This is a genomic window from Streptococcus sanguinis (assembly GCF_020729725.1).
Lineage (GTDB): Bacteria > Bacillota > Bacilli > Lactobacillales > Streptococcaceae > Streptococcus > Streptococcus sanguinis_V.
Genome location: NZ_JAJEPA010000012.1, coordinates 716168 through 732097, shown reverse-complemented (window position 1 = coordinate 732097; position 15930 = coordinate 716168). Strand labels below are relative to the sequence as shown.

Annotated in this window: 12 protein-coding genes; 2 read left to right on the top strand and 10 right to left on the bottom strand. The window is 44.4% G+C overall.

Annotated features, from left to right (window positions below; translation table 11 throughout):
- Positions 1 to 25: 25 nt before the first annotated feature.
- From gyrB to K4I03_RS08820, 6 genes are all read right to left on the bottom strand, one after another.
- A complete protein-coding gene (gene gyrB / locus K4I03_RS08845; protein WP_002895870.1) occupies positions 26 to 1975 on the bottom strand; it encodes a DNA topoisomerase (ATP-hydrolyzing) subunit B in 1950 nt (649 codons plus the stop codon).
- A 12-nt stretch (positions 1976 to 1987) separates the two neighbouring features.
- On the bottom strand, positions 1988 to 2554 hold the full coding sequence (locus K4I03_RS08840; RefSeq protein WP_321573166.1) for an HAD-IA family hydrolase: 567 nt from the start codon (positions 2552 to 2554) through the stop codon (positions 1988 to 1990).
- A gap of 235 nt (positions 2555 to 2789) precedes the next feature.
- Positions 2790 to 3338, bottom strand: coding sequence for a DJ-1 family glyoxalase III (locus tag K4I03_RS08835; protein ID WP_227964773.1), 549 nt, complete (start codon positions 3336 to 3338; stop codon positions 2790 to 2792).
- A gap of 72 nt (positions 3339 to 3410) precedes the next feature.
- Positions 3411 to 4643, bottom strand: coding sequence for an FtsW/RodA/SpoVE family cell cycle protein (locus K4I03_RS08830; RefSeq protein ID WP_002895877.1), 1233 nt, complete (start codon positions 4641 to 4643; stop codon positions 3411 to 3413).
- A gap of 12 nt (positions 4644 to 4655) precedes the next feature.
- On the bottom strand, positions 4656 to 5636 hold the full coding sequence (locus K4I03_RS08825; protein WP_227964770.1) for a YeiH family protein: 981 nt from the start codon (positions 5634 to 5636) through the stop codon (positions 4656 to 4658).
- Between the two features lie 99 nt (positions 5637 to 5735).
- Positions 5736 to 8180 (bottom strand): bifunctional DnaQ family exonuclease/ATP-dependent helicase, encoded by a 2445-nt coding sequence (locus K4I03_RS08820; protein WP_227964768.1) that lies wholly within the window; start codon positions 8178 to 8180, stop codon positions 5736 to 5738.
- A 135-nt stretch (positions 8181 to 8315) separates the two neighbouring features.
- On the opposite strand from K4I03_RS08820, the gene K4I03_RS08815 reads away from it, so the two are divergent.
- Positions 8316 to 8954, top strand: a complete 639-nt coding sequence (locus K4I03_RS08815) for an MBL fold metallo-hydrolase (RefSeq protein ID WP_011836765.1) — start codon at positions 8316 to 8318, stop codon at positions 8952 to 8954.
- Positions 8955 to 9023: 69 nt separating this feature from the next.
- On the opposite strand, the gene ftsX is transcribed toward K4I03_RS08815, so the two are convergent.
- From ftsX to prfB, 3 genes are all read right to left on the bottom strand, one after another.
- Positions 9024 to 9950, bottom strand: a complete 927-nt coding sequence (gene ftsX / locus K4I03_RS08810; RefSeq protein ID WP_002895888.1) for a permease-like cell division protein FtsX — start codon at positions 9948 to 9950, stop codon at positions 9024 to 9026.
- Positions 9943 to 10635 carry a cell division ATP-binding protein FtsE gene (gene ftsE / locus K4I03_RS08805; protein ID WP_002895890.1) on the bottom strand — a complete coding sequence of 231 codons (693 nt, stop codon included), beginning with the start codon at positions 10633 to 10635 and terminating at the stop codon, positions 9943 to 9945. The genes ftsX and ftsE overlap by 8 nt, the downstream gene beginning before the upstream one ends.
- 44 nt (positions 10636 to 10679) lie before the next feature.
- Positions 10680 to 11775 (bottom strand): peptide chain release factor 2 gene (gene prfB / locus K4I03_RS08800; protein ID WP_227964765.1). Its coding sequence is split into 2 segments (ribosomal slippage): positions 10680 to 11702 and positions 11704 to 11775, totalling 1095 coding nucleotides; the frame shifts between segments, so codons are not numbered across the junction.
- 310 nt (positions 11776 to 12085) lie between these two features.
- Here prfB and K4I03_RS08795 point away from each other — a divergent pair.
- Positions 12086 to 12946, top strand: coding sequence for a metallophosphoesterase (locus tag K4I03_RS08795; protein ID WP_227964762.1), 861 nt, complete (start codon positions 12086 to 12088; stop codon positions 12944 to 12946).
- 153 nt (positions 12947 to 13099) lie between these two features.
- Here K4I03_RS08795 and K4I03_RS08790 read toward each other — a convergent pair whose 3' ends face one another.
- The gene (locus K4I03_RS08790; RefSeq protein ID WP_227964753.1) at positions 13100 to 15796 is read right to left on the bottom strand and encodes a cation-translocating P-type ATPase; all 2697 of its coding nucleotides are present in this window, start codon (positions 15794 to 15796) and stop codon (positions 13100 to 13102) included.
- Between the last annotated feature and the right edge of the window lie 134 nt (positions 15797 to 15930).

Genomic DNA, 15930 nt, shown 5'->3' with positions numbered 1-15930 from the left:
ATAATGGTTGATTTTTCTGATTTTTTTAGACGTCGAGCGTACTGTATACAGCATTTTCTTCGATAAATTCACGACGAGGTTCAACGCGATCCCCCATCAGCATGTCAAAAATCTTGTCAGCTTCCGCTGCATCATCCACTGAAACCCGAGCCATCAAGCGATGTTCAGGATTCATAGTTGTCTCCCACAGCTGATGGTCATCCATCTCTCCGAGCCCCTTGTAGCGTTGAATGGTTGGCTTGGAGCGACCTTCACTGTAACGAGCCAAAGCAGCCTGAAGCTCTTCTTCCTGATTAGCACCTGGCTGGATATATTCTTTGACTTCACTTCCGACCTTGACACCATAGATTGGCGGCTGAGCGATATAAACAAATCCAGCTTCAAGAACCGGCTTCATATAGCGATAAATCAAGGTTAAGAGCAAGGTTCGAATGTGAGCGCCGTCTACATCGGCATCGGTCATGATGACTAATTTTTGATAGCGGGCCTTGCTGACATCAAAGTCAGCTCCAAAGCCAGTTCCCATAGCAGTAAAGAGACTGCGGATTTCTTCATTGGCCAATATCTTGTCCATGCTGGCTTTTTCAACGTTGAGAATCTTACCACGAATTGGCAGAATGGCCTGAAATTCACGGTTACGGCCGGACTTAGCTGAACCACCCGCTGAATCCCCCTCCACGATGAAGAGTTCAGTTTCCTGCGGGTCGTTGGACGAGCAATCAGCCAATTTACCTGGCAGATTGGAGATTTCCAAGCCAGACTTCTTACGGGTTACTTCCCGAGCTCGCTTGGCAGCAATTCTAGCCTTAGAAGCCAAAATTCCTTTTTCAACGATTTTTCGAGCCACCGCAGGATTTTCCAAAAGAAAATCTGAGAAAGCTTCGCTAAAAAGTCGATTGGTAATCTTGACTACTTCACTATTTCCCAGCTTGGTCTTGGTCTGACCTTCAAACTGAGGGTTAGGATGCTTGACAGAGATGACCGCTGTCAGTCCCTCACGCACATCTTCTCCAGTCAGATTGTCCTCGTTTTCTTTGAGAAGCTTGTTTTTCTTGGCATAGTCATTGATAACCCGTGTCAGGGCTGTCCGGAAGCCTTGTTCATGTGTTCCACCCTCGTGGGTATGGATGTTATTGGCAAAGCTCATGACTGTTTCGTGGTAGCCAGTCGTATACTGCATAGCCACTTCAACCGTAATGTCGTCCATTTCGCCGTCGGTATAAATCGGCGTTTCAAAGATTACATCCTTGTTTTCATTGATGTATTGGACATAGCTGGCAATCCCACCCTCATAGTGGTAGTCCTTGACCTGCTCCATTCCGTCTCGCTTATCGGTGATGGAAATTCTGAGACCACGATTGAGGAAGGCCAGTTCTTGTACCCGCTTATTGAGCTTTTCAAAGTCAAATTCTACTGTTTCAGTGAAAATCTCTGGATCCGGCGTAAAGTGAACTGTCGTACCAGTACGGTCTGTCTCACCGATGATTTCTAGGTCCGCGACTACATGACCGCGACGGTATTCTTGGTAATGAATCTGGCCGTTTTTATAAACGCGGACATCCAGTTGAGTGGACAGGGCATTTACAACGGAAGAGCCCACACCATGCAGACCTCCTGATACCTTGTATCCGCCACCACCGAATTTTCCTCCGGCATGGAGGACGGTAAAGACAGTTTCCACGGCCGGACGGCCTGTTTTCTCCTGAATATCAACGGGAATTCCCCGACCGTTATCGACTACAGTGATGGAATTGTCTTTTTCGATAAAGACTTGAATGTGACTGGCAAAACCAGCCAGCGCCTCATCAATTGAGTTGTCAACAATTTCCCATACTAAATGGTGAAGACCTTCCTTGGAGGTCGAACCGATATACATCCCTGGACGCATACGAACGGCTTCTAAGCCTTCTAAGACCTGAATCTGACTGGCATCATATTCCTGGGCCTGTATATCTTGCTGCTTTTCTTCTGTCATAGTGTTCCTTTTCTAATCAATATCTATAAATTCTTCAAGATGCTGCATATTATCAAAGAGATAGGTATCAAAACCAGCTGCCTGCCCTGCTTCAATATCCAGTGGACGGTCACCAATGACCAAGCCAGAGGCAATCTGATACTTGTCTTTTAGATAGAGCATGGAATCTGGTAAAGGTTTCCTCGGAAAGCCATTCGCCGATGTCACCACTTCTGTAAATGCTGATGCAATGGCCGTTTTCTCCAAGATTTCCAGTACTTGGTTGTCCCGGTGGGAGACCAGAAAGTTCCGACCCCCCTTGGCCACAATCCGCCTAAGCAAGTCTGCCGCGCCGTCAAATAAGACAGGGTGAGTCAACTCTTCTGCTTCATTGGCCTTATAAAACTTTAAAAAGTCTTTTTCTTGGGGAGCAAACTGCTGGACTGCATAGTCCGTAGACACCTTGAGGGCCTTATAAACTTCGTCGTGACCAGCTTGCAGACCAAACTCTTTCAAGGTTTGAACAAAAGCTGCTGTCGAAGTTTCATAATTATTCAAGAGTGTTCCACCTAAATCCCAGATGTAATCTTGATAATTCATACCTTTCATTATACCATAATTTTCATGAAAAAGGGGCTAATATTTGCCCGAATCCAGCACTTTTCCGACTTTTTTCAAGCCTTTTTCTAAACAAAATATCTCAAAGAATCCAAAATTTAAAAATGGCTGCTGGTTTCGTCCTTTTCAACAGCTCTAAACTCGTTCCATATAGAGGACGGCAAAGAGTCATAAGGGTTCAAAAAAGCTGGGAAACATTATGAATCCCAGCCTATTTTTAATTTCCAAATACATCTGTATAAAGCATAGCATCAGCCAACTGGTCAGCGTCTCCGCCCAGCTGACGAACCAGCTCATAGGCAAAAGCCAAGGCAGTTGATGGACCACGGCTAGTAATCAGCTTCCCATCAACAAGAACTGTTTCTTTACGGTAAGTTCCATTTTTAATATTGTCTTGCGCACCATCATAGCAAGTGAAATATTTACCAGTCAAGATACCTGCGCGGTCAAGAGCAATGGGAGCGGCACAAATGGCCGCGATGAATTTGTCCTCCTGCTGAAAGTCCTGCAAAAGCCGCATCAGGCGGTCATCATCACGAAGATTGGCCGATCCTGGCATCCCACCTGGCAAAATGACCATATCGTAGTCATCCAGTCGCCCCTTCCAGACCTGATCCGCCTGAACAGTGATGGCGTGAGAGCCAGTCACTGATTCATCAAAACCAATCATATGACAGACAAGACCTGCACGGCGCAAGACATCCACAACTGTCAAGGCCTCGATTTCTTCAAAGCCGGGAGCTAAGAGTAAAGCTGCTTTTTTCATGAAAATATCCTTTCTGAGATGAGCCAGTCACAAAATAGCATCTGATTTGTGAGTCAAAAACTTGCTTTATTTTTATTTTAATTTCTTCAGTACGACTTTTTTACGGACAGCAGGAATTCGCTCCTTCTTTTCATCCGTCAGGCTGTTCTGATAGGAAACGGACAGCAGGAGACCGACTCCAATAAGATTACTGATGATAGAAGAGCCACCCTGTGAGATAAAGGGCAGCGGAATCCCTGTCAAAGGTAAAATTCCCGTCACCGCTCCAATATTTTCAAAGATATGGAAGAGCAGCATCATGATAAAGCCAGTTGAGATATAGGTATAAAACTGGTTGTTGGATTTAATCGTAATCTTGAGCATGCGGTAAATCAGCAGTAAATAGAGCATGATAACCAAGGTTGAACCTAAGAAACCAAAATCTTCTGCAATAACGGTGAAAATCATATCACTTTCCCGAACAGGCACCAAGAGATTCGAAACATTAAAGCCTTGACCAGTCAGACCGCCGCTTCCGACAGCGATTTGTCCCTGTGCTTGCTGGAAGGTGGTCGTCTGAGCGTAGTCAAAGGGATGAAGCCAAGCCAAAATCCGATTGATTTGGTAGGTTGGCATGCCTAGATTATGCAGAAAAGCACGGCCGCCATCGGAAATAAAGATAAAGAGAAATCCTCCCAACAGCAGGACTCCCGTCAGAAAGACCGGCAGAATAATCTTCCAAGAAACACCTGACAGTAGAACGATGCCACCGTATATAGCAACAAAAACCAGAGCCGTCCCCAAATCACTCTGAAGGGTTAACAGAACCAGAACAGGCACTGTGTAGAGCCCAAGCTTCAGGATCAGAAAAAAGTCTAAAGCCAGGGTTCGCTCATCCTGCTTGTGCTGCTGGAGAAAATGAACCACCAGCCGCGACAGCATGAGAATATATGAAATCTTCATAAACTCCGAGGGCTGAAAGAGGGTCACACCACGAATAGCAATCCAGTTTTTGGCACCAGTGGAGGCTACCAGCGATTCACTGTAAAAAATCAGAGGCAAGACCATGAGGCCAAGACCAAAAACATAGAGATAAGGCGTAATTTTCCAGAGAAACTTGGTGTTAAAAAACATGAGGATAAAGCTGAGCAAGAAGCCCACCGCAATCCAGGCAATCTGCTGACCAACCATGGGCCAGGCATTGTCAGGATAATCATGACTAACAGCAATGTAAATAGCCACAACACCGATTGAGAGCAACATCAAAACGGGCAAAATTAAACTATAATCAATCCGAGACTCAAACGTCCGTCTTTGATAGGGCATAGTCCCTCCTTTTTAGAAAAAATACTGGATAATCAAGCTAGAAACAGCGACGCAAAACCAAGCGAAAGCACCAGTCAGCAAAGGCGCTGCTCCTGCTTGCTTAAACTGCTTAAAGGAAACCTTTGCGCCAATAGCTGCCAAGGCCATAGCCATCAGCCACTGAGAAATGAATTTTGTATAGGGGATGACAGCAGCCGGCAGAAATCCAAGACTGCTGATAAGTGAAGCTAAGACAAACCAAGCTATAAACCAAGGAAAAATCTGTTTCAAGTTTGTCTTTTGTGACGACTTCTTAGACTTGATATAGCGATAAGCTGCGAAGATCAAGCAGGCCGGTACAATCATCAGAGCCCGACTAAGCTTGACAATAGTCGCCAAGTCCCCAGCTGACGGGCTATATGTATAGCCTGCTGCCACTACTGACGAAGTATCATTGATGGCTGTTCCAGCCCAAGTCCCGAAAAAGGTATCCGACATCTGCAGCAAATGCCCTGAAAAAGGGAAAATGAATACTGCTAAAATATTGAAAAAGAAAATAGTGGAGATGGACAGGGCAATTTCCTCTTCATCAGCGTCTAAGATTGGTGAAGCAGCCGCAATGGCAGAGCCTCCGCAGATGGCTGTTCCAAAACCGATTAAAATAGTCAAGACACGGTTCATCTTAAAGAAACGGCCAGCCAGATAAGCCGCCAGAAAGGCTATCAGAATGGTGATAAGACTGATACGAAGAGAAGAAATCCCTGTCTCAGAAACCTGACCAATGGACATGGAAAATCCCAAAAAGATGATGGAATACTGCAGCAACTTCTTCCCCGAATAGCTGAGTCCTCCCTGAAAAGCAGCCGGCAGCTTCATGCTGTTGTTCAAAACAATCCCCAAGACAATAGCCAAAACACTAGAGCCTATCAAGGGAAGCAAACTGCCTAAAAAGATAGAAACAGCCGCTATGCCAAAGGATAACAGAATTCCTGGTAAATATTTTTTCACGAGCACTCCTTCTTTCTTATGCCTCTCATTATAACAAATTCTTTCCCAAAAATCTGAATGGAACTAAAAAATCAGCCAATAAAACTCAGCTGATTTCAGATAGTTTCAGTCAAAAAATTCTTGTAATTCCTGCATAATGGCTGCCTCTGGCAGAATATCTAAAGAAGCTAATTGTGACAGATGATGCTGAATCTGCTTTCCATAGCGTTTACTAGAAATGCGATTGTCCAAAAGAATGACAGCTGACTTCTGATGCTCATTGCGCCGGGTCCGGCCAATAGCCTGCTTAAGCCGTAAGATGGCAAGAGGCAGTTGATAATCATAAAAGGCATTCTTCCCTTCCGCTTTCAGGCGGCTGTTGATCTTCTGCACAAAGAAATCCTTGGGATTGTCAAATGGAATCCGAGTGATTAGCTGAATAATCTGATCTTGCTCAGCAAAATCCGCCCCCTCCCAGAAGCTGCCAGAGCCCAAAAGGATACCTGCCTCTCCTCTATCAAAACGCCGCTTGATATTGCCAGCATCGCCATTTTTATATTGGGCCAAATGAGGCAGAGCCAGCAAGTCCGAAACAGTCAAAAGCAAGTCTTTAGAGGTGAAGAGGACGACGATAGGCAGACCAAGTTCTGCCACTTCTTGCAGGCAAGCAACAATCTCTTGCGCAAAATCCTCAGTTGACAAATCCACTACTGCTGGAAAATTTTCATCCAAAAAGAGCTTCTGCAGTGGCTTCTTCTTGCTTTTCAGCTTATAAAAGTGATAACATTCAAAGCCTAGCAACTGTGCCAGATTAACCTTAGAGCTGATTTCCAGAGTAGACGAAACCAAGATAACCTTGGCACTTTCAGGCAAAAAGTCTGTGAAATGCAGCAATTCTGAACGACCAGCATGCAGAGTCATCAAGCGATGATCTGCCAAAACTTCATCAACCAACCAATAATACTGGTATTTGCCACTGAACAAGTGCTGCAGTTCAGGCAATGCACTAGTTTTTAACTCGGACACATCCTGAAGCAGTCGGGCAATCTTTTCCGGACTTAGCTCAGATGCTTTCCTGCGATGCTTCTCCGCAGCATCAGCCAGCTCAAACTGAATGCTTTGCAAGAGCCTCTGCTGCAGAAGCTCCCCTTCTTCCTGAAGGAGATGATTTATCTGCTGCAGCGTTTTAGTTAGATTTATACTGGCTTGAGAGAAACTTTCCAAGGCAAAAAACATCTTCTGAGCTTCATCAACTACCAGAACACGATTGTCCAGCAAAGACTGGTCATCCTCTAAACGCGTCAGTAGATAAGCATGATTGGTAATCACGACTCGACTGGTAGCTGACTTGACCTGTCCCAACCGCCAAAAATCTTCCTCATAAAAAAGAGAATGTTTGCTTAGCTTGCCATCATGACGGATTTCATTGAAGTAGCTTGAGAAGCGATGAGCTTGCCCGATTTCGTTCAAATCACCTGTTTTAGTTTCTGTCAGCCAAACCAAGAGTTGCAGCTTGCAGCGATTAACCAAACGGTTGTCATATTCCCTGTCCAGTGTCTGATAGAAATGGTCCAGCTTGATATAATTCTCCGGACTCTTGAGACTGTGAAAAGAAATACCAAAGACTTCCTCCAACAATCTCCCTTCCTTTTGCAACAGCTGGTCCTGCAGAATCTTAGTCGGAACCGTCACTAGTACTTTTTCTTGAACTCTAGATAGAATAGGCAGCAAGTAGCCAAAGGTCTTACCTAAGCCTGTCTGCGCCTCTAAAAAACTAGGCTCCTGCTGGTCCAGAGCTTCCTCCATAAAATGAGCAAATTTGAGCTGTTCTGGCCGCTCTTCTAAGCCCAGCAAGTATAGATTAGTCAGGAAATCCTGCGACAGTTTCTTTTCCGAAGTCAGCTTTTGGGGAAGTCGCAGGAAAATACCATGGCAGGATTGCAGTTCCTTATCTTGCTGATCCGGCATCGTCTGATAAACTTCCTCGATAGCCAGACGCGACTCATAGATAATGCTATCCGCCAAAGTTAGCATTTTCCCAAGCAAGGCCTTGGGCAGGCTCTTGATTTTGTCTTGTATTTTTAAAAATAGCTGAGCCGTTGCTTGAGCATCTGCCAGCGCAGTATGGGCGTTTTCTAAAGAAATATCCAGCAAATTGCAAAGATTGCCCAAGGAGTATTTATCAAAAGTCGGGTAGAAGACCTGAGCCAACTCTACCGTGTCCACACGCGGTGTCAGCAAGTCAAACCCTTCCCAGAAAAGGGCCTCCGCTAGTAGATTGGCATCAAACTTGACATTATGAGCAACAAAAATCGCATCCTGAATCAGCTCATATACCTCCGCTGCTACCTGAGAAAACTCCGGGGCTCGGCCAAGCCGCTCATCATCCAAACCTGTCAGCTCTTTGATATGCTCATCCAGTTCCTCATGAGGATTGACATCTGTTTCATAAGTCTTAGTAATGATTCCATTTTCAATCAGAACAATGCCAATCTGGATAATCTTTGCACTGCTGCCCGTTCCTGTAGCCTCCAAGTCCACAACGGCATACTTATAATCATTTTGTGTCATACTGCTATGATTATATCATAAAAGCCATTCTGAAACATCTGAAAATTTTCAGTCCTAGCCTAGAAAGCAATTCTGTGCAAAAAATTCTCTTTTCTGTTACACTCAATAGCAGAATACATTTTCCGAGGAAATCAAATGAAGATTCATAAAATTACCAACCTTGTTGCATTTGAAAACACCTATATCTTAGAGAACGATCAAGGCCTCCTAGTCGTCGATCCTGGCAGTGACTGGAAAAAGATTGAGCGCAAGCTGGAGGAACTCGCCAAGCCTGTGATTGCTGTACTCTTGACCCATACCCATTATGACCACATTATGAGTTTAGAAAAGGTCCGGGAGCACTATGCTGCCCCACCTGTCTATGTGGCTGAGAGTGAAAGCAGCTGGCTCTACACACCGACAGATAACCTATCTGGTCTGGCACGCCATGCTGATCTGGATGATATTATCTGTCGACCAGCAGAGGAGTTTTTCTCCTACGAGACAGACTACAACCTTGGAGGCTTTCATTTCTATGTGCTTGCAACACCTGGTCACTCCATCGGAGGTGTCTCTCTAGTCTTTCCTAATGACTGCCTTGTTTTGACGGGCGATGCCCTCTTTCGGGAAAGCATCGGACGAACGGATCTTCCTACAGGAAACATGGAGCAATTGCTGACATCCATTCGTGAGAAACTTCTGGTATTGCCTAAAGACTATGCTGCTTATCCTGGTCATGGTCATGATACCACTATTTCACATGAAAAAATCTTTAATCCATTTTTAGCTCAGTAGCCATTTAAGCAATTAACTATAACAAAAACAGAGTTTGAAGAATTTCAAACTCTGTTTTTTTATGATTTGTTAAATCTTCAAGAAGCGTCTCATAGAGATGATAGACCCCAATGATCCGATAAGAATTCCCAACACAAAGAGTGCTGCTATCATAATCGGACTAAAGAGTTTTGGATCAATCATAGAAAGTCCTTGACCTACCAAGCTCTTATTCATAGTCTGGTAGGCTATACCATATGTCAAATACACTACAAGTGACGGAACTGTTGCTCCTAACAAGCCAATCCATGCTCCTTCAAACAGGAATGGTCCGCGGATATAGCTATTCTTAGCACCAACCAAGCGCATGATTTGAATCTCGCGACTGCGTGAAATAATGGTAATCCGAATAGTATTGGAAATGAGAAGGATAGCAATGAAAATCAGAAGCGCTGTCCCAATCAATCCCCATGTTTGGATGAAATTAGAAAACGCAAAGAGATTTTTGGTATTGGTACCCCCATTTTGAACCTCTGATACACCATCAATCTTACGAGCATCTTTTGTAACAGATTCTACATACTTAGGTGCCTTGGTCTCAACAATATAAGCATCGTAAAGAGGATTATTTTCTTCATCAAAAACATCCCACTCACTACCCATGGTCTCTGTTAGCTTATTATACTGCTCTTGCTTGCTAGAAAAAGTAACCTTCTCTACATTTTTCATAGAAGTCAGAGCATCATAAACCTTGTGGTAGTCTTCATTCTGAACTGTTTGACCTTCTTTTACAATCGTTTCGCTATTATCGAAAACATCCTTACGCATGTATACCATGACGCGGACATTATTGGAAATATCATTTGCCAACTTGGCTGTATTTAAAATTACTGAAGCAAAAACAGCCACTAAGCTCAAGGTAATCATAACCGAGCTGACAGCCGCTACAGTCATCCAACCATTCCGCGTAAGACTCTTAAGCGACTCAATCAAATGACGAAAAAATCTTCTAATCATCGTATCCGTATTCTCCTTCCGCTTCATCACGTACCACACGGCCATTTTCAATAGCAATAACGCGGTGACGCAGAGTATTTACAATCTGGCTGTTGTGGGTTGCCATCAGGACAGTTGTTCCCTGAAGGTTAATCCGCTCCAGCAGGTTCATAATCTCCCAAGAATTATCTGGGTCCAAGTTTCCTGTCGGCTCATCCGCAATCAGGACTTTAGGGTTGTTAGCAATAGCACGCGCAATAGCAATCCGTTGCTGCTCACCACCGGAAAGCTCATTAGGGAATGAGCGGACCTTATGCTTAAGACCAACCAGATCCAGCACTTCCATAACCCGCTTTTTAATATTACGGCGGCGCTCACCGATAACTTCCATGGCATAAGCAATATTCTCATACACTGTCTTTTTAGGAAGAAGTTTATAGTCTTGAAAGACGACTCCAACCTGACGGCGCAGCATTGGAACATCACGCTTCTTAATCTTAGCTAAGTCAAAATCAGCTACTTTCAGACTTCCCTTATCCAGCTTTATCTCCCGGTAAAGCAAACGAATAAAGGTTGACTTTCCTGCTCCTGAAGGGCCTACAATATAGGCAAACTCCCCAGGTTCTACGTTAATAGACACACTACGCAGGGCAGTGGTCCCGTTGCCATACTTCTTGACAACATCTTTCATTTCAATTATTGACATCTATTGAAATTTCCTTTCAATCTAATTCTAATCTCTTGCATTTCCTAGTTCAAACGCCATTTCAAATAAGCGTCGATGAAACCATCCAAATCTCCATCCATCACCTTGTCCACCTGAGCTACTTCGTAACTAGTTCGATGGTCTTTGACCATGGTATAAGGTGTAAAGACATAGGAGCGGATTTGGCTGCCCCAGGAAATTTCCTTCTTATCTCCCTTGAGTGAATCGACTTCGGCTGCTTGTTTCTCTTGCTCTAGCTGATAAAGCTTAGCCTGCAGCATCTTCATCGCCCGATCACGATTTCCATACTGGGTCCGGTCAACGGTAGACTGCACCACGATTCCTGTAGGAATATGCGTCAGTCGCACACCAGTCGAAACTTTATTGACGTTCTGCCCGCCGGCTCCTCCCGAGCGGAAAGTGTCCATCTTAATATCGTCATCGCGAATTTCCACCTCAATGGTGTCATCCAGCTCTGGCATGACCTCTACTGAGGTAAAAGAAGTATGGCGACGCTTGGCTGAGTCAAATGGCGAAATCCGAACTAAACGGTGGACTCCCATTTCTGACTTAAGCAGACCATAAGCGTGCGGCCCTTCAAATGAAAGAGTCACTGACTTGATGCCTGCTTCATCACCAGCTTGATAGTCCAAGACCTCTACTTTGAAGCCCTTGGCATTGCCAAAGCGTGTATACATACGCAGCAGCATATCTCCCCAATCCTGGGCCTCTGTACCACCAGATCCCGGGTGAATTTCAAGGATAGCATTATTATTATCATAAGGCTCAGATAGGAGCAGGGTCATTTCATAGCTGGCCATCATTTTCTCGAGTTCAGCCAGCTTTTCTTCCAACTCACCCTGAACTGACTCATCCTCGGCCAGAAAATCAAGCAAGATTTCCGATTCATCAAAAAGCTCAGTCATCTGATGGAAATTTTCATAGGTTTGCTTGAGTTCATTCAGCTCTTGAGATGTCTTCTGGGCTGCAATGTTGTCATCCCAAAAGTCGGGTTCTGTCATCTTATTTTCTAAGATGGCAATTTCTTCTTCCAGACCTTCTAAGTCAAAGAGACCCCCTGAAAGAAGCTAATTTTTCACGATTTGCGTCAATCTTTTGACGAATTTCTGAAATGTCCATAAATACCTCTTTTCACATATCGTTTAATTATAACATAAATTAAACAGTTTGCCTAATCTCACATTCAGCAGCTTACATTTTATCGGATTTTCCCTAGCTAGGCAAGGCAAGCGACTCCTTGTCACCTAATTGTTAGAAAAGTAATATAATGACATGGGTTTGGAAGAATTATTTCAAGACTTCCTAGACTTCGTCTATGAATAAACGAAATACAAGGTTACGATAATTTATGAGGTATTCAGATAAAAGGGAGACTCTCCATGGGTGCTTAAGCATTTCCAAGTTTTGAAAAATATGCTAGACTAAAACCATGACAAGAATCGGATTTATGAGCGACCTCCATCTGGACTCCAATCAGTTTGGGGATTTTGAGCACCAAGCTCTTCTCCAGCTTTTAAAAGAGGAAGGGATTGACCACCTACACATTGCTGGGGACCTGTCCAACGACCTGACCAAGATTAGTTTGCCCTTTATTGAAACTTTGAAGCAAGAGATTCCCCTTTCTTATAATTTGGGAAATCACGATATGCTGGGACTTTCTGAGCGAGAAATTTCAAACTATGATTTTCAGGTCCAGCAGTTCGGCCGGACCAAGCTCGTCAGCTTTTCTGGCTGGTATGACTACAGCTTTGTTCCAGAAAAAAGCAAGGAAGAGCATTTGAGAACCAAGATTAATTTCTGGTTTGACCGCAGATTGGAGCGTCAACTCGACGATCCTAGCATTACAGCTCAGACACTGCAAAAGTTAGAAAAACTGCTGGCTACCTTAGATGGCCCCATTATCGTTGCTCTGCATTTTGTACCACATCAAGATTTCCTTTATGACCACCCCTATTTCCATCGCTTCAACGCCTTCCTAGGAAGCCAAGCTTTTCATCGGCTCTTTGTCAAATACAAGGTGAAAGAGGTTGTTTTCGGCCATCTTCATCACCGACACCAAAGCCGTGTCATCGAAGGTGTCCGCTACCATATGCGTCCTCTGGGCTACATTCGTGAATGGGAACTGACTCGGAACTTTTTTAATGATTTTCCCCAGTATAAGATTCCCCAGATGTACCGCCTGCACAAGCGTTATAACGCTGTTAAAGATTTAGCCGAATTTCGAGACTATAAGAAAAAACACCTGGCAGCTGAACTGCGAGATGCTTTAACGGTGATTGAAGTTCAGTAACGGAAATGTTGAATAGCAGTTCTCAGCTCATCTGAGAGCTGTTTTTTGCTGTCCAACTCCACATAAACTTCTAATAAACAGGAACGAAAATTGGAAAAAGCAATGAAATCTTGGTTGCTATAAAAAAAGCCATCCGCAGATGACTTTTTGCTGTTAAATAGCATTCTTATCCATACCTAATTTACGTTGGATGAACTTAACAATCTCAACAATAACAATCATGGCAAAGCTACCAATCAGAACAACTGTCCATTGTGACAAGTCCAGCTTGGTCACATGGAAAATCTTTTCCAGTGGATCAATTACAATAGTCGAAATCAATAGAATGAAAGAAACCAGGATAGACCAGTTAAAGGTCTTAGACTTGAATGGTCCAACTGTAAAGATAGATTGGTAAACAGATTTCACATTATAAGCATGGAAGAGCTGGATGAGGCCAAGCGTTGCAAAGGCCATTGTCAAAGCGTCCGCATGGATAGCCTTGATATCACCGGCATGGACGGGATTAGAGATAGCATAACCATAAACCGCCAGAACCAAAGCCCCTTGCAAGACACCCTGATAGATGATAGAGCTCATCACTCCACCTGAGAAGAAGCTAGACTTACGGCCACGAGGCTTATGACTCATGACACCTGGCTCAGCAGGCTCAACTCCCAAAGCAATTGCTGGGAAGGTATCCGTTACTAGGTTAATCCAAAGCAGATGAACTGGCTGCAACACATCCCAGCCAAAGAGGGTTGCCAAGAAAATAGTCAGTACCTCAGCTGTATTAGCTGAAAGGAGATACTGGATAGTCTTTTGAATATTAGAGAAGACCTTACGTCCTTCTTCCACGGCTACAATGATGGTCGCAAAGTTATCATCTGCCAGAATCATGTCAGAGGCACCCTTAGATACTTCTGTACCGGTAATTCCCATACCGATACCGATATCAGCTGTCTTCAGAGCTGGTGCGTCATTGACACCATCACCTGTCATGGCTACGACCTTACCTTGGTTTTGCCAAGCTTTGACAATCCGTACCTTATGCTCAGGAGAAACCCGTGCATAGACAGAGTATTGGCCAACAACCTTTTCGAATTCTGCATCAGAAAGCTCATTGAGCTCTGCACCAGTCAGGACATGGTCTTCAGTATCTCCTTCTTCGATGATACCCAAACGCTTAGCGATAGCTTCAGCTGTATCCTGATGGTCACCAGTAATCATAATCGGACGAATACCAGCTTCTTTAGCGACGCGAACAGCTTCTGCTGCTTCTGCACGTTCTGGGTCAATCATACCGATTAAACCAGTAAAGATTAAGTCATTTTCTAGATTTTCAGATGTCAAGTCAGTCGGAACAGCATCGATAATCTTGTAGGCACCAGCCAGCACGCGCAGAGCTTGGTGAGCCATCTCTGAGTTGTTCGACTTAATCAGCTGTGAAGTAGCATCATCAATCGCTGCAACATCTCCAGCCTTATCACGGGCAACACAACGTTTCAAGAGTTGATCTGGTGCACCCTTGACTGCCACTAAGAATTTCCCATCTGGCAATGGATGGACAGTAGACATGAGCTTACGATCTGAATCAAAGGGCAACTCAGCTACACGAGGATATTTCTCTAAAAAGGCCTTCACATCATAGCCCTTGTCCAAAGCATACTGGATAAAGGCTGTTTCCGTTGGGTCACCAATCAGCTTCCCTTCCTGGTCGATCTTAGTATCATTGGCTAAGACAACCGAACGTAAGAGCGGCAGCTCCAGTCCAAGTTCAATATCTTGTCCAGCTTCATTCAGGACCCCGTCATAAAAGACTTTTTCGACCGTCATCTTATTCATGGTCAGGGTACCAGTCTTATCTGAAGCAATAATCTCAGTTGAACCCAAAGTCTCAACAGCTGGAAGCTTACGGACAATCGAATTCCGCTTAGCCAGAACCTGAGTTCCCAAAGCCAGCACAATGGTAACGATAGCTGGCAGACCTTCAGGGATAGCCGCAACTGCCAAGGCTACAGAGGTCATCAGCTCATCCAGTGGATTTTTCCCTTGAATGAAGACACCGACTACAAAGGTCACTGCAGCAATCACCAAGATAGCATAGGTCAGAACCTTAGACAGGCTATTAAGATTTTGCTTGAGCGGTGTGTCCGTTTCATCCGCATCCTGCAACATACCTGCGATGTGACCGACTTCCGTATACATCCCTGTATTGACAACCAATCCAACCCCTCGACCATAGGTCACATTTGAGTTTTGGAAGGCCATATTGACCCGGTCGCCAATACCAGCATCTGCAGCTACCTCAACAGTCAAATCTTTCTCAACCGGCACAGACTCACCTGTCAGAGCCGCTTCTTCGATTTTCAGTGAATTAGCTTCCAAAAGCCGCATATCCGCTGGGACAACATCGCCGGCTTCCAGTCTAACGATATCACCAGGCACCAACTCCTTAGAATCTACTTCTGTGACATGGCCATCACGCAGGACACGCGCAGCTGGGCTAGACATAGACTTGAGAGCTGCAATTGCTTCTTCAGCCTTGCCTTCCTGATAGACACCGAAGATGGCATTGATGATTACGACCGCTAAGATGATCAAAGCATCTGCGATGTCTTCACCACCTGATGTGACAACAGACAAGACTGCTGCTACCAACAAGATGATAATCATCAAATCCTTGAACTGCTCCAAAAACTTCATTAAGAGAGATTTTTTCTCCCCTTCATCCAGTTCATTGCGGCCATAATCAGCTAAACGCTTGGCTGCTTCTTGACTGGACAAACCTTGCTCTGAAGCGTCCAAAGTTTTGAAAATTTCCTCAGGACTCTGGGTGTAAAAAGCTTGGCGCTTTTGTTCTTTTGACAATGTATTCCTCCTCTTGGCCTCTTTTATTTCTGAAATTTTCTGACCACTAGGACTCATCATCTCAAGTCGCACCAGCCATATCCAAAAGTCAGAAACAAAAAAGAGACCTGTTTATTAACAAGTCTCGCTATTTC

Bases quoted from the DNA above. Each gene is read 5' to 3' on its own strand.
- K4I03_RS08795 (WP_227964762.1), top strand. From the start codon at position 12,086: ATGACAAGAATCGGATTTATGAGCGACCTCCATCTGGACTCCAATCAG.
- ftsE (WP_002895890.1), bottom strand. From the start codon at position 10,635: ATGTCAATAATTGAAATGAAAGATGTTGTCAAGAAGTATGGCAACGGG.
- K4I03_RS08840 (WP_321573166.1), bottom strand. From the start codon at position 2,554: ATGAATTATCAAGATTACATCTGGGATTTAGGTGGAACACTCTTGAAT.
- K4I03_RS08830 (WP_002895877.1), bottom strand. From the start codon at position 4,643: ATGCCCTATCAAAGACGGACGTTTGAGTCTCGGATTGATTATAGTTTA.
- K4I03_RS08820 (WP_227964768.1), bottom strand. From the start codon at position 8,180: ATGACACAAAATGATTATAAGTATGCCGTTGTGGACTTGGAGGCTACA.
- gyrB (WP_002895870.1), bottom strand. From the start codon at position 1,975: ATGACAGAAGAAAAGCAGCAAGATATACAGGCCCAGGAATATGATGCC.
- K4I03_RS08815 (WP_011836765.1), top strand. From the start codon at position 8,316: ATGAAGATTCATAAAATTACCAACCTTGTTGCATTTGAAAACACCTAT.
- K4I03_RS08835 (WP_227964773.1), bottom strand. From the start codon at position 3,338: ATGAAAAAAGCAGCTTTACTCTTAGCTCCCGGCTTTGAAGAAATCGAG.
- ftsX (WP_002895888.1), bottom strand. From the start codon at position 9,950: ATGATTAGAAGATTTTTTCGTCATTTGATTGAGTCGCTTAAGAGTCTT.